We start from the raw sequence: 15,642 nt of genomic DNA on the forward strand, positions 1-15,642 counted from the left end.
GCGTCACCCGCCAGAAGCGGAACGCGGAGCGTCCCTGGCGACATTCCCACGCAGGAGCGCGGGAACGATCGGTATGTATTTTTAGCCTTAAAAATCAGTTGGTTGTAATTTGTTCCATGAGAGCTTGCTCCCGCTGGGTCAAACCGTGCGCGAATACTGCACCGTCTGCTCTCCCGCCAGGTACGCATCGAACGCCATGGCCACGTTGCGCATCATCAGTTGCCCCTGGGGCAACAACACCAGCGAGTCCTCATGGATCTCCAATAATCCATCGCCCACCAACTCCTGGAGCCGCTCCAGCGCGTCAGCGAAGTACTCGGCAAAGTGGATGCCATGACCCGCTTCGATCCGACCGAAATCAATCCGTCCGTGGCACATCAATTCGCTGATCACTTCGCGCCGCAAGCGGTCGTCATCGCTCAGGTGGTAGCCCCGTTGCACTGGCAACAAGCCCTGGTCCAGCCACGCGTAGTATTGGGAAAGCTCCTTGACGTTCTGGTTGTAGCTGTCACCGACCTTGCCGATTGAAGACACGCCCAGGCCAATCAGGTCGCAGTCGGCATGGGTGGAATAGCCCTGAAAATTACGCTGCAAGGTCCCCCGGGAACGGGCACGTACCAGCTCGTCGTCCGGCAAGGCGAAGTGATCCATGCCGATGTAGACGTAACCGGCCGCGGTCAGCCGGTTAATGGTCAGTTCCAGCAGCTCCAGCTTACGTTCGGGTGGCGGCATGTCTTCGGGCCGGATCATCCGTTGCGCCCTCACCCGTTGCGGCAGGTGCGCGTAGCTGTACGCGGCGATCCGGTCAGGGCGCAAGGCGATGATTTTGCCCAAGGTGACATCGAAACTGGCCAGGGTTTGCAGCGGCAGGCCGTAGATCAGATCGACGCTGATCGACTTGAATCGAGCCAGCCGGGCCGCCTCTACCAGCTCGGTGACCTGGGCTTCGCTTTGCACCCGATTGACCGCGGCCTGCACTTGCGCATCGAAATCCTGGATGCCGAAGCTCAGGCGGTTGAAGCCAAGGCGACGCAAGCCTTGGATCTGTTCGGCATCTACCGTGCGGGGATCGACCTCGATGGAAAACTCATGGTCGTCACTGTCGTCCATGTCGAATGACTGGTGCAGGCAGTCCATCAGGTCAGCCAGTTGTTCATGGGTCAGGTAAGTCGGCGTGCCTCCGCCCAGGTGCAGTTGGGTCAACTTGCGCGAGCGCTCGAACAAGGCGGCTTGCAAGGCGATCTCGCGCTTGAGGTACGTCAGATACTCGACGGCGCGATGGGTCTTGCGCGTGATGATCTTGTTGCAGGCGCAGTAGTAGCAAAGGCTCTGGCAGAACGGGATATGGATATACACCGAGAGCGGCTTGGGTACCTGCGCCAGGTGGCTGCGCCCGGCCGCCTGGCGGTATTCATCCAGGGCGAACGCTTGGTGAAATTGCGGCGCGGTGGGATAGGACGTATAGCGTGGCCCCGGGCGATCATATTTTTCGACCAGGGCGCGATTGAAACCGGTGGCTGCGTTCATGAAGGGTTCAACTTTTCAAAATAGTGTAGGCCCGCGCCCGCAGCTTCCGGGTCGAACAGGTTGCAGATCGCGTCTACGCTCAGGCGCCCAGCGGGCAGGATGCCGATGAAACGGCTCGACAGCTCGATCAATCCCTGAACGTGCAACTGTTCCAACAAAGGCCAGACGCCTGCGAAATACTCGCGAAACACCAGGCCGAAACGCCTTTCAACCGCTGGGATATCCAGCTCCAGGTCACACGACAACTGCTCGGTGACCGTGGCCCCGATCAAGTCCTGCGCCTCACAACGCCAGCCACGGCACACGGGTAATTGCCCGGCATCGAGTTGCTGGCAGTACTGGAGCAGGTCGTCGGTGTTCTGCACGTACAGGTGCTCGATCTGGGTGATGGCCGACAAGCCGAAACCCACATGATCGCAGCAACCGTGACGGGTGAAACCCTGGCAGTTGCGATGCAGGCGCCCATGTTCCTGGGCGACCGCTAGGTCATCGTCAGCCCGGACAAACTGCCCCAGGCCGATGTAGTGGTAACCGGCCTCGAGCAGCTGTTCGCAGCAGCTGCGACGCATCGCGCCCTTGTCGGTCTCGCTGCAAAAGGCTCCGACCTCTGAGGCGTTCTTGGAACGGTAGCGATAAGGCGCGCGGGCGTAATCGAAGACGTACAGGCGATCCGGTTCCAGCTCGATCAATGTGGCCAGTTTCTGGGCGAAACTTTGGGGAGTCTGCCAGGCATGACCGTAGCCCAAGTCAATGCTGATCGAGCGAAAACCAAAGGTCCGCGCCGCATCGATCAGCGAGTGAATCGGGGCTGGGTTCTGGTAGCAATCGACGGACAACTCGCTGTCGCGCCCGATGTCCGGAACGCCGATGCTGACATGGGTGAAACCCTGGTCGCGGATCAGCCCCATGGTCGACCAGTCGGTATGGTGCAAGTCGACTTCGATGCTGTGGTCACCGCTTTCGCAGAAATCGAAACGCTTGCGCAGGTCGCTCATCAACCTTTGCAGGTGCGTAATCACCGGCGTTCCGCCGGTCAGGCAGAACTGCTCGACCCGCCGCCCCGAGCCCAGGTGACAGGCAACCAGGCCCATCTCATAGGTCAGGCGTTGCAGATAGCCGTCGATTTCCCCACATCGGCACACGCTGGCCAGGGTCGAGCAGGAGGCCAACCTCAAGCGCGACGGCAAATGCACCGTCAGCGACAGGGGCCGGCGCTTTTGCCGACTGGAGCGTAACCCCCTGAGCAGGTCGAGCGAGCCGATGCCAGGGTGGAATTTACGCGCACCGATCGGGCAATCCGCCTGCGCAACCGCTGGCGCAGACTCATCGAGGGTATGAAACAGGTCGAACATGACGATCTCCGAGTGGCTGCGCGACAACAGTGTCAGGCTTATCCCACGCGGCCACCTTGACCTGTATCAAGCGCCCTGCTCGCTCTACCCATTGAGGTAAAACATGCCCTTGGCCAACAGCACGATCGCGACCAGATGCAAGAAGACGCTGGCATGGATGAATCGGACGTAACCGGCCTTCATGCGCCCGCTTCGAAACAGCCACATCGCCCAGAGGAAATGCCCCAGCACACTGGCCGCCAGGAGGATCTTCAACCCAAGCAACACGCCAAACGACGATTGCAATGGCGACGCCAGCACCGCCCGGTAACGCAGCCAGACCATTGCCACGCCCGCGCCGAACAACACCAGCAATACCCAGGGCATCAATTGTCGGGCACGCCGGCTGATGCCCTGCTCAAGCAGAACCATCACTTTGGTGGGCAGTTGTTGGCGGATGCTTTCCAGGAACAGCACCTCGAAGAACACCGTGCCAATGAAGATCAGCGCGGCGAACAGGTGCAAGGTCAGAAACAGCAGATACGTCATGAGGCTCCCCGGCGGCACTTGGGGCGCTGCCTTTATCCAAGGCTAACGCCGGTCGAGCATGGGGAGGTTGATGCCAATCAAGGAAAGCACGGGCTCATCCATTCCACCGTTGATCGTCAAAAAGCGTCAACAAAACGTTACACATCGGCAGGATCGAGACAACCGCCGATCAGATCATCCAGTTTTTTGACACTTCGCCGATGTGCGGTCACAACTTTTTCGCTCCGCTGGGTCTTAACACCGAGGTCGCTGATGGAATATTGGCAGCCAATGAGGTTTTGAGCCTGATACGGAGATAAGTCCATGATTTTCAATGTACAAAATTTTGGCGCCAAAGGAGATGGCGTTACTGACGACACGGCGGCCATTCAAAGTGCGATCGATGCGGCAGCGGCCGCGGGCGGCGGTCAGGTGTACATGCCGACCGGAACCTACATCGTTTCGGGGGGAGAGGAACCTTCCGATGGCTGCCTGATGCTCAAGAGCAACGTCTACCTGTACGGCGACGGCATGGGCGACACCACGGTCAAGCTGGCCGACGGCTCCGACGCCAAGATCACCGGCATTATTCGCTCGGCCTACGGCGAGGAAACCCACGATTTCGGCGTCAGCAACCTCACCATCGACGGTAACCGCGACGCCACCACCGGCAAGGTGGACGGCTGGTTCAACGGTTATATCCCCGGCGAAGAAGGCTACGATTCCAACGTCACCCTCGACAGCGTCGAGATCAAGGACTGCTCCGGGTACGGCTTCGACCCCCACGAGCAGACCGTCAACATGGTCATCAAGAACAGCGTGTCCCACGGCAACGGCCTGGATGGGTTCGTTGCCGACTTCCTCAGCGACAGCACGTTCGAAAATAACGTCGCCTACGACAACGACCGCCACGGCTTCAACGTCGTCACCAGCACCCACGACTTCACCCTCACCAACAACGTCGCCTACAACAACGGCGGCAACGGCATCGTGGTGCAGCGGGGCAGCGAAGACATCCCCTCGCCCAGCAACATCACCATCACCGGCGGCGAGGTGTACGGCAACGGCGCCGAAGGCGTGCTGATCAAACTGTCCAGCGACGTGACCGTCACTGGCGTCGACATCCACGACAACGCCAGCGCCGGGGTCCGTATCTACGGCAGCAATCACGTCGAGGTCCTCGACAACACGCTCAACAACAATGCGTTGGGCAGTGCGGTCCCGGAAATCATCATCCAGTCCTACGACGACACGCTTGGGGTGTCCGGCAAGTACTTCAACGGCAGCGACAACCTGATCCAGGGCAACGTCATCAGCGGCAGCAACCTTTCCACCTACGGCGTCGCCGAGCGCAACGAAGACGGCACCGATCGCAACGCAATCATCGCCAACACCATCAGCCACACCAGCAAGGGCGCCACGCTGGTCTACGGCGACGGCAGCTACGTCAGCGCCACGGTGCCGATGACCACGGTTCAAGGCACGGCGGGCAATGACATCCTGACGGGCACCAGCGCCAGCGAGATCTTCTACGGCGCAGCCGGCAACGACACCATCAACGGCGCGGCTGGCAGCGACATCCTGGTGGGCGGCGCGGGCGTCGACAAACTCACCGGCGGCACAGGCGCGGATGTGTTCCGCTTCGCCAGCCAGTCCGACAGCTACCGCAATGCAACCGCAAGCTTCGATGACACCATCACCGATTTCGACGTCACCCAGGACAAGATCGACCTCGCCGACCTCGGCTTTACCGGCCTGGGCAATGGCCGTGGCGGCACCTTGCAAGTCAGCTACAACGCCAGCAGCGACCGCACCTACATCAAGGATTACGACGCCGACGGCAGCGGCAATCGCTTCGAGCTGATTCTCTCGGGCAACCTGGCAAGCACCCTGACGGCGGACAACTTCATCTTCAACCGGGTGATCACCGGCACCGCCGGCAGCGACTCGTTGCTGGGCACCGATGCGGCCGACACCCTGCTCGGCCTGGCCGGCAATGACAGCCTCAGTGGCGGCGCGGGCGGCGACAAACTCAACGGCGGCGCCGGCATGGATACCCTCACCGGCGGCGCCGGGGCGGATACCTTCGTGTTCGCCAATCGCATGGACAGCTACCGCAACTACAATACCGGTGGCGCCAACCTCGGAGACCTGATCACCGATTTCGACATCGGCGCCGACAAGATCGACCTTTCCGCCATGGGTTTCACCGGCCTGGGCGACGGCAAGAACAACACCGTCTACCTGGTTCTCAACAGTGCCGGCACCAAGACCTATATCAAGTCGCTGGAGGCCGATGCCAATGGCAACCGCTTCGAAGTGGCCCTGGACGGCAATTACCTCAACACCCTGACCAGCGCCAACTTCGTCTTCGCCACCTCGTCGCCGACCAACCAGGCGCCGGTGCTGGCCACGCCCTTGCTAGACCAGAACGCGAATGAAAAAACACCGTTCAGCTACGTGGTGCCTGCCACCAGTTTCACCGACCCGGACAATGACACCCTCAGCTACACCGCCAAGCTGGCCGATGGCAATGCCTTGCCCAATTGGCTGACATTCGATGCCGCCACGCGCACCTTCAGCGGTACGCCACCGGACACGGCGTCGGGCACCTACTCGATCCAAGTCACCGCAACCGACGGCAGCAACGCTACCGTCAGCGACAGCTTCACCCTGGCCGTGCAAGACGTGCCCAGTTCCGTGGTGATCAATGGCACGCCGAACAACGACACGCTGACCGGCACCGTGGCCAACGAGCAGATTTTCGGCGGCGCGGGTAACGACACGATCAATGGCGCAGCCGGCAACGACATTCTGGTGGGCGGCACCGGCGTGGACAAACTCACCGGTGGCACCGGCGCCGATGTGTTCCGCTACACCTCCAAGCTCGACAGCTACCGGACAAGCTCCACCAGCGCCAGTGACCAGATCCTCGATTTCGACGTGGCCGCCGACAAGATCGACGTCTCGGCCCTGGGCTACACCGGGCTGGGCAACGGGCTCAATGGCACGCTGCAGGTCAGTTACAGCGCATCGACCAACCGTACCTACCTCAAGGACCTAACGGTCGATGCCAATGGCAACCGCTTCGAAATATCCATGGCGGGCAACTTCGTCAGCAGCCTGACGGCCAGTCATTTTGTCTTCGCCGACCAGAACACCCCGACCAACGTGGCGCCGGTGGTGGTCATCCCGCTCCTGGACCAGAACACCAGCGAAAGCACGCCATTCAGCTACACCGTGGCGAGCAATAGCTTCACCGACGCCAACCAGGATGTGCTGACCTACACCGCGACCCTCGCCAACGGCAGCGCCCTGCCCTCATGGCTGAGCTTCAATGCCAGCAACCTGACCTTCAGTGGCACGCCCACCAGCACCGCGTCGGGCAACTATGACGTACTGGTCAAGGCCACCGATCCGTCGGGGGCATCGGTCAGCGACAGCTTCGCCCTGGTGGTGGCCGATGCCCCCGCCAACACCATCACCGGCACGGCCAATGCCGAGAGCCTGAACGGCACGGCCGGCGCGGACCTGATCCTGGGCCTGGGTGGTAACGACACCATCAAGGCCGGCACCGGTGCCGACATCGTCGATGGCGGTGCCGGGCGCGACTCGCTGTATGGCGGCGACGGCGGCGACACGTTCCGCTACAACAACCTGTCCGACAGCTACCGCGACTACGACACCGGAGGCGTCACCGCCACGGACACGATCTACGACTTCACCGCGGGCGTCGACAAGATCGACGTGTCCGGGCTGGGTTTCCTCGGCCTGGGCGATGGCAGCAATGGCACGCTCTACATGACCTTGAACGCGGCCGGCGACAAGACTTACGTCAAGTCGAGCCAGGCCGACGCCGATGGCAATCGCTTCGAGATCGCCCTGAACGGCAACTACCTCAACACCCTGACCGCCGATGATTTCGTCTTCGGCGAGCGCGCCCAGCAGGACATTCTTTACCTGCCGACGCTCGGCCAATCCAACGCGCGCCTGCTGCGCATGAGCGAAGACGACGATCAGTCCGGCACCTCGATGCTGGTCAACGACCTGAACAAATACACCACCTACGACGTGCGCAGCCAGTTCAGCGATGCCGACGGCAACGGCATCGACATTGCGGTGGGTGGCAGCACGGTCAACGGCTTGTCGACGCTCGGCGCCGAAGAGTTGAAATTGTGCTGGTGGTTGACCGACACCAACCAACCCGGGCCGGCGCTGTTGCGTGCGGTGACGTTGCTGCGCGACCAGCTCACGGAGCTGAAATCCATCGACAACGTCACGATGGGCATTGTCTGGGGCCAGGGCGAGGAAGCCGCCCAGGAAATCGCCCGCGCCACGGACAAGGAAGCGGCAGCGGCGGCCTACAAGGCGGCGACGCTGAAGGTCTTCGATTACCTGCACGCCCAGTTTGGCAATTTCAATGTGTACATGATGGAGACCGGTCACTACGAGCAGGACGCGGCGCGTGCCCGTGGCTACTCGGAAGAGAAGATCGCCGCCATCGTCGCGGGCGTCGGCTATGTCCGCGCCACCCAGGAAGCCATCGCGGCCGAGCGCGCCGATGTGAAGCTGGCGGTGGATTACACCGATCTGCCGCTGCGCTACGAAGTCGACCCGCTGGTGTATCCCGACGACGTCTGGCATCTGCATGAGGAGTCGGCGGAAATCGTCGGCCAGCGCCTGGCGGACTACATCGCAGGTGACCTCGGTTTCCAGGGCAACCCCAACGACAACAACAGCGTCCAGGATATTTTCGACGGCGCGCAGAATGAAGGCGGAAAGATCTCCGGCACCGATCAGGCGGACACGCTGGTGGGCAGTTCCGGCAACGACATACTGGACGGCGACTTGGGTGCCGACTCGTTGACCGGTGGCGATGGCAACGACATCTACGTCGTCGACAACGCATTCGACAGCGTGGTGGAAACCAACACCTCGACCTCGCAGATCGATACGGTCCAGGCGTCGGTCAGCTGGACGCTCGGCGCCAACCTGGAAAACCTGGTATTGACCGGCGTGTCGGACATCGACGGGACCGGCAACGAGCGTCGCAACTTCATCACCGGCAACGCCGCCAACAACGTGCTCAATGGCGCTGCGGGGGCCGACAGCATGAGCGGTGGCGACGGTAACGACACCTACTATGTCGACAACACCAGCGATACGGTGATCGAGACCAGCAGCAATCCGGTGTCCGGCGGTATCGACAGCGTCCACAGCAGCCTGGCCACCTACACGCTGGGCAACAATGTCGAGAACTTGTACATCGATAATGCGGGCGCTGCCAACGGGATCGGCAATGCGCTGGGCAATACGCTGTTCGCCGGTGCTGGCGACAACATCCTCGACGGGCGCGATGGCAATGACACGGCGTCGTTCGAGCGCGCGTCGGCCGGGGTGACCGTGAACCTGTCGACCTCCGCGCAACAAAACACCGTGGGCTCGGGGCTCGACACGCTGAAGTTCATCGAGAACCTGACGGGCAGCGCCTATGCGGACACCCTGTCGGGCAACAGTGCCGGGAACATCCTCAACGGCGGCGCGGGCAACGACACCTTGGTGGGCGGCTCGGGCGACGACCGCCTGATCGGCGGTGCCGGCACTGACAACCTCACCGGCGGCACGGGCGCGGATACTTATGCGTTTGGTGCGCTGTCGGACATGGGCGTCGGCGCGGCGCGCGATGTGATCAACGGTTTCAAGACGACGGAGCTCGATAAACTGGATTTCACCGGCCTGGACGCCAACCCGCTGACCGCCAATGTCGATGCGTTCAACTTCATCGGCAGCAACGCCTTTGACGCCACCAACGCCACCGGCCAACTGCGCTTCGTCGACGGCATCCTCTACGGCAGCATCGACGCCGACGCCACCGCCGAGTTCGAGTTCGAACTGGTTGGCGTCAAGGAGCTGCACGCCAGTGACTTCACTGCCTGAGTGATGGGGGCTGCTACGCAGCCCAGCGGGGCGGTGTGACGTTTGGCTAAATCCCCTCGCCACGGACTGCCTCTGTGGCGAGGGAGCAACAGCCGTGGGGGCCGGCCTTAGAACAAACTTTGCACCTGTTCCAGCACCGCGCGATTCATCTGGCCGGTGTGGATGTGCAGGCTTACATAGCTTTGCAGCATGTCCAATTTGGTGTCGAGCAGGTCCCGCCGCGCCTGGAATAGCCGCTGCTGGGCATCGAGAATGTCGACCGTCGAACGTACCCCGCCTTGAAACCCCTTCTCCGTCGACGTCAGCGCCCGTTGGTTGGATTCCACTGCCCGTTGCATCGCCTTGCTCTTGGCAAAACCTGCGACCACGCCCAGGTAATCGGTTTCGATGTCTTCGGCCAATTGCTGACGCTGCACGTCGTAATCGGACTGGGCGCCTGCAAGCTGTGCCTCGGCCTTGGCCACCGAGGCGCGCACCGCGCCGCCGCGATACAACGGAATGTCCAACTGCACGCCAACGTAATAAGTGTCCTGGCGCGGGTCCAGCTCCTGGTACTGACGGGTTTCCCGGCGGGTCAACTGAGTGGTGAGCGACAACGTTGGGTAGTGCCCGGCGCGCTGGCTGTCGGCCTGCGCCTCGGCCACTTTCACCGCCGCCAGCCGGGCCGCCAGTTCCGGGCTGGCCTCGCGGGCAATTGCCGTCCAGTAAGGTAAATCCTGCTCCGGCGGGATCGGCGTTCCGGTGGGAAGTTCTTCGCGCATCGGTTGGATGTCATCAATCGGTACATTGGAACGGCCCGACAGCGCCCGCAGCGCAGCCACGCGCCGGGCGTTGGCTTCGGCTTCCTGGGCCTCCACCAGATCGAGCCGAGCCTGGGCCTCGTCGATGTCGGTGATTGCGCCCTGGCCACCCTGGTAAAGCTTTTTGCTCTGGATCACCAACCCATTGATCGCGGTTTTCTGCTGGGCGATCAACTTGAGCTCGTTCTCGGCCCGAGCGACGTCGAAATAGCCCTTGGCAACCCGATCGAACAGCGCCTGGCCGGCCACATCGAACTGTTGGCTACCGAGTGCTCCCCGAGCCTTGCCTTCCTGATACGCCGCCCAACGGCCCTTGTCATACAGCGGCTGCTGCGCAGCCAAGGTCACGTTATTGGCCTGGTAATCGTTGCTGTTGACGTAGCCGCTGTCATCGCCGCCATCGGTACGCCCGCCATACCCATAACGTGATGACAACGACACTTGCGGGTACAGCCCGCCCCGACCGATCGCCTCTTCCTGGCGCGACGCATCAAAGGCATGGGTCGCCGCTTGCAAGGTCGGGTCGTTGAGACGCGAGGCATCGTAAGCGGCGATCAGGCTCAACCCGCCCTCCGCCGCCCACACCGGGCCGATCACCGCCCAACTGGTACACAAACTCAACAGCACACGGACGCCGTAACGGCAACGGTCGGTCATGCTCATTCCTCTTTGAAGGCAGCCAGCAAGCGTTCGCGCAAAGGTTTCATCAGATAGTTCATCAAGGTCCGCTCTCCGGTCACCACGGTGACATCGGCGAGCATGCCCGGGCGCACCAGCAGCCCGGCCTCTTGCAGCGAAGCCACCGTGTCGGCGGGAATCTCGACCTTGGCGGAGAAGTACGGCTGGTGGGTTTGCTGATCGATCAACTGGTCCGCCGACACCGTGGTCACGGTGCCCGTCACCGTTGGCGTATCCACCCGTTGCAGCGCGGTGAAATGCACGTGCACCGGCAACCCCGGGCGCAGCTTGTTGGCCATCAGCGGCTCAAAGCGCGCGGTGATCGCCATCGGCGCGTCCAGCGGCACAACCTGCATCAGGGTTTGCCCGGCCTGGGCGACGCCCCCGACCGTGTGGATCGACATATCCATCACCTGCCCGGCCACCGGTGCCCGGATCGCGCCGTTGTCCACTTCGAATTGTAAGGCGCGGATCTGATCGGCATAGCCCGCCGCCTCGGCGGATACTTCACTGAGCTGGGTTTCGGCATCGCGGCGAAATTCCTGCTGCGCCTGCAAAGCCTTGAGCCGGCTTTCGTTGATGGCCTGGCGCGTCCTGCCGACGTCACCGATGCCGGAAGCAATCTGTCCGGCCAGTTGCGCGGCATTACGCTCGGCCTCGAAGAGCTTGTTGCGCGGCACGTAGCCTTCCCGGGCCAGCTCGCGCAGGCCTTCGAGTTCCTGCTGCTGGAAACGCATTTGCGCGTCGTAGTTGCGCTTGACCCCTTCATACCCCTGCAACTGCTGCTGCAAGGCGCCAATTTCATGCTCGATGATCTGCAGGCGGCTACCCAGCTCGGCACGCCGCGTCAGGAACAATTGACTCTGCAGCGCCATGGCCGCCTTGACGCGCGGCTCTTCGGCCCGCTCCAGCAATTGCGCCGGCCACTGGATTTCAGCGGCGCCCAGGCGTTCGGCAATCAATCGCGCCTCGATACTGCGGTCGTTGAGCAGCTTGCCCAGGGTGACGTCCAACTGCGATTGCGCCTGCACGGTGTTCAGCTGTACCAGCAACTGGCCCTGGCTGACGCGGTCACCGTCGCTGACCAGCAGCTTCTCCACTACGCCGCCCACCAGCGATTGCACCGCCTTGCGCTCGCCCGCCACCACCACCGTGCCACTGCCCACCACGCCCTGGTCGAGTGGCGCCAAAAAAGCCCAGAGCAGGAATCCGCCCAGCGTCAGGGCCAGGAAGATCACGCCGTAGCGCGCCGCGCCACCGGCATCGGTGCTGGCGCTGGGCAAGGTGTTGCTGCTGAGTACGCTCAAGCCGTGCTCGCCGTGGACCGCCGCGGTCGGTTTCAAATCACGCATCTTTGCCTGCCTCCCGCACGGCGGTTGGCCTTGGTCCCGGCATCAACGCCTTGAGCACCCGATCCCGAGGCCCAAACGCTTGTTGAGTCCCGTCCTTCAACACAAGGATGTGATCGACCACCGCCAGCACGTTGGGCCGGTGCGTGATCAGCACCACGGTGCTGCCGGCGGCCTTGAGCACGCCGATGGCCTGCACCAGCGCCAGTTCGCCGGCTTCATCCAGGTTGGAATTGGGCTCGTCGAGCACGATCAGCGATGGGCTGCCATACAGCGCGCGGGCCAGGCCGAGGCGTTGCTTCTGGCCGCCGGACAAACCAAGCCCGCCGGGGCCCAGCGGCGTGTCGTAACCCTTGGGGAATCTCAGGATCATTTCGTGGATGCCCGCATGGCGACCGGCGGCAATAATCTTGTCGGCGTCCTGCTCGCCGAAGCGGGCAATATTGTCGGCCACGCTGCCGTCGAACAGCTCGATGTCCTGCGGCAGATAACCCAGGTACGGGCCCAAGGCGTCGTGGGACCATTGGCTGATCTCGGCATCGTCCAGCCGCACCGAGCCGCCCATGGCCGGCCATACCCCGACCAGCGCCCGGGCCAGCGTCGATTTACCGCTGGCGCTGGGACCGACCACCGCAAGCACCTCGCCTTTGCCGAGGCTGAAATTGATGCCCCGCAGGATCGGCTGCGAAGCGCCGGGCGGCCCGACATACAACTGTTCCAGGCGCACCGCGCCGGTGGGCGCAGGCAATGGCATGCGCAAGCGTTCGCGGGGGTGTTGCGCCAGCAGTTGGCTCAGGCGCTGGTAACTCTGGCGCCCGGCGTTGAACTGCTTCCACGAGCCGATGGCGATTTCCACCGGCGCCAGGGCACGCCCCAACAACAGCGACATGGCGATCATCATGCCCGCCGACAACTGGCCTTCCAGCACCAGCAGCGCGCCCAGCCCCAAGGCCAGGGACTGACCGGAGATACGCACGAAACGCGTCGCCGAGGTGATACGCGCCCCCCGATCACTGGCATGGGCCTGCGCCGCGATAATCCGTTGTTGCAGCAGGCTCCAGCGCTGGCGCAGCGGCCCGAGCATGCCCAAGGCCTGGATGACTTCGGCGTTCTGCAGCGTGCTGTTGACGTAGATCGATGACTGCACGCCCAACCGATTGGCCTCTCCCAGCCGGACGCGGGTTGCCAGCTCGCCCCACAGCGCCAGCCCGACCAACGCCAGGGCGAGCACCAGGGTCAGCACGCCGAACCAGGGGTGGAAGATGAACGCTACCAAGAGGAAGATCGGCAACCACGGCGCATCGAGCAAGGCAATCAGGCCCTGGCCGGTAATCAGCTGTCGCAGAGTGGCCAGGTCGCTCAGGACCTGTGCCGGGTTGGCGTTGTGCTCACGCAGGCTGCGGGCAAAGGCCGCATCGAAAATCCGCTCGCCCAGGGCATCGTCCAGCCCGGCGCTCATGCGAATCATCACCTCGCCGCGCACCCACTCGATCAAGGCACTGAACATGAACAGTCCGAGGGCGATCAGCGTGAGCATGAACAAGGTGGTTTCGTTGCGGCTGGTCAGGACCCGGTCGTAGACCTGCATCATGTAGAGCGACGGCACCAGCACCAGCAGGTTGATCACCCCGCTGAACAGCGCCAGCGACCCGAACACCCGGCGATAACTGAGCAAAGCGGCGTCGATGTCGTGCCGAGGATCGAGGAGCAAACCCATAGATATCAACCCGCAAAAAGAATAAACGGTCCCGGCGCAATCCATCGCGAGTTATTTCGCCCGCAGGCGTCAAAAAAAGAGCGTCAGGTAGCTGACATTGTCGCTATATGAGCCGAACGTCGCCGCTACGGACGCCAAGTACTGACAACGTAACCTAAGGTTAGTGCCAGCATGGGATCGCTGTTTTTTAGCATTGTTAATGCAAAACGGGCGCGTAAAAAAGGGCTGCTGCGCAGCCCAGCGGGAGCAAGCTCCCTCGCCACGATGAGGTGCGGACCCGGAAACGGACCCGCAGGGAGGCTAGCTCAGGGAAACCGCTTCTTCAGGCTGCGCAGGATGTCGCGACGTCACCAGGCCGATAAACGAAACGACCAAGGCCAGGCCAAGGGTCACGCTCACCTCGCTGCGGTGCTCGGGTGTCACCATCATGACCGCCAGGGCGCCACCGATGAACAAGATCACCGCCCAGGTCAGCCACGGGAACAGCCACATGCGAAAGGCCGGCTCGACGCCTTGCTGACGCAGTAACCGGCGCATGCGCAGCTGGGAAACGGCAATGACCAGATAGACCAGCAGAGCGATGGCACCAGAACTGGCGAGCAGGAACTGGAACAAGCCGGCCGGCATGAAGAAGCTGAACAAGGTGATGCCCAATCCCAGAATCGTACTGGCAATCACTGCCGCCCGGGGTACGCCAGCGGACGAAGTCGCTTCCACCGCCCTCGGCGCATCGCCACGACGGCCGAGGGAATACAACATGCGCGAGGCGATGTAGATTGATGAATTCATGCAACTGGCCACGGCGATCAACACCATCACATCCACCATGAATTTGGCGTGGGGAATATTCATCAATTCCAGTGCCCGCTGGTAAGAGCCCACGGAAGCCAGGAGCGGATCGTTCCAGGGCACTACGGAAATGACCACGAAGATCGACAACAGGTAGAACACGCCGATGCGCCAGATCACCGAGCGGGTGGCCTTGGCGATGTTTTGTGCGGGATTACTGGACTCGGCGGCGGCGATCGTCACCGCCTCGGTGCCAATGAAACTGAACATGATGGTGATGAAGGCGCCGACGACGGCTGACAATCCGTTGGGCGCAAATCCGCCGTGCTCTTCCATCAATCGACCCAAGCCACTGGCTTCACGCTCGGGAATCCAACCCATCAACACGGCGAACCCCAGGGAGATGAAACCGACGATCGCCACGACCTTGGCCATCGCGAACCAGAACTCGAACTCGCCGTACTTCGAAACGCTGAACAGATTGGTCACAGCCAGGGCAACGATCGACACCGAAGCGAACAGCCAGGCATCGACGGAGGGAAACCATTGGTTCAGCACATGACCTGCGGCAAGCGCCTCGATGGGGATTACCAGCACCCAGAACCACCAATAGAGCCAGCCGATGGTGAAGCCGGCCCAGCGTCCGATCGCCTGGTCGGCGTAGGTGGAAAATGAACCGGTGTCCGGGCGGGCGACGGCCATCTCGCCGAGCATGCGCATGACGAGCACCACCAGCAGGCCAGAGAAAAGATACGCCAGCATCACGGCAGGTCCTGCGGCAGCGATGGCATGGCCCGATCCGACAAACAGACCGGCGCCGATGATCCCGGCAATTGAAAGCATGGTGACGTGACGAGGCTTGAAGCCCTGTGCAAGGTGGCCGTTCGAATCCTTGAAGCTCGGGCTGGTCATGTTTTTGTTCTCTTATCGACATTGAGGCGTGCCGAGGGATCGTCGGTGCTTTTGGTTTTCGCTCCCTCCTGAAA

8 protein-coding genes are annotated in these 15,642 nt (G+C 62.3%); 1 reads left to right on the forward strand and 7 read right to left on the reverse strand.

Translation table 11 applies throughout. From position 1 onward, the window contains the following. Window positions 1-138: 138 nt before the first annotated feature. The 3 genes from hemN to HU742_RS13500 form a co-directional block, all read right to left on the reverse strand. Window positions 139-1,527, reverse strand: a complete 1,389-nt coding sequence (hemN, locus tag HU742_RS13490; protein ID WP_186642797.1) for an oxygen-independent coproporphyrinogen III oxidase — start codon at window positions 1,525-1,527, stop codon at window positions 139-141. Next, window positions 1,524-2,879: an oxygen-independent coproporphyrinogen III oxidase gene (locus HU742_RS13495; protein ID WP_186642798.1), complete on the reverse strand. Its 1,356-nt coding sequence runs from the start codon at window positions 2,877-2,879 to the stop codon at window positions 1,524-1,526. Before HU742_RS13495 ends, hemN begins: the two co-directional genes overlap by 4 nt. 84 nt (window positions 2,880-2,963) lie before the next feature. Beyond that, the gene (locus HU742_RS13500; protein ID WP_186642799.1) at window positions 2,964-3,407 is read right to left on the reverse strand and encodes a CopD family copper resistance protein; all 444 of its coding nucleotides are present in this window, start codon (window positions 3,405-3,407) and stop codon (window positions 2,964-2,966) included. A 303-nt stretch (window positions 3,408-3,710) separates the two neighbouring features. On the opposite strand from HU742_RS13500, the gene HU742_RS13505 reads away from it, so the two are divergent. Then, entirely contained in the window at window positions 3,711-9,323 is a 5,613-nt protein-coding gene (locus tag HU742_RS13505) for a putative Ig domain-containing protein (protein ID WP_186642800.1), read from the forward strand. A gap of 107 nt (window positions 9,324-9,430) precedes the next feature. Here the strand turns inward: HU742_RS13505 and HU742_RS13510 are convergent, their stop codons facing one another. The 4 genes from HU742_RS13510 to HU742_RS13525 form a co-directional block, all read right to left on the reverse strand. Next, a complete protein-coding gene (locus HU742_RS13510; protein WP_186642801.1) occupies window positions 9,431-10,780 on the reverse strand; it encodes a TolC family outer membrane protein in 1,350 nt (449 codons plus the stop codon). A 2-nt stretch (window positions 10,781-10,782) separates the two neighbouring features. Continuing rightward, window positions 10,783-12,153 carry an HlyD family type I secretion periplasmic adaptor subunit gene (locus HU742_RS13515; protein WP_186632849.1) on the reverse strand — a complete coding sequence of 457 codons (1,371 nt, stop codon included), beginning with the start codon at window positions 12,151-12,153 and terminating at the stop codon, window positions 10,783-10,785. Further along, a complete protein-coding gene (locus tag HU742_RS13520) occupies window positions 12,146-13,867 on the reverse strand; it encodes a type I secretion system permease/ATPase (RefSeq protein WP_186610138.1) in 1,722 nt (573 codons plus the stop codon). The genes HU742_RS13515 and HU742_RS13520 overlap by 8 nt, the downstream gene beginning before the upstream one ends. A 300-nt stretch (window positions 13,868-14,167) precedes the next feature. Further along, on the reverse strand, window positions 14,168-15,568 hold the full coding sequence (locus HU742_RS13525; RefSeq protein WP_186642802.1) for an amino acid permease: 1,401 nt from the start codon (window positions 15,566-15,568) through the stop codon (window positions 14,168-14,170). Between the last annotated feature and the right edge of the window lie 74 nt (window positions 15,569-15,642).

This window comes from Pseudomonas marvdashtae, from assembly GCF_014268655.2.
Taxonomy (GTDB): Bacteria; Pseudomonadota; Gammaproteobacteria; order Pseudomonadales; family Pseudomonadaceae; genus Aquipseudomonas; species Aquipseudomonas marvdashtae.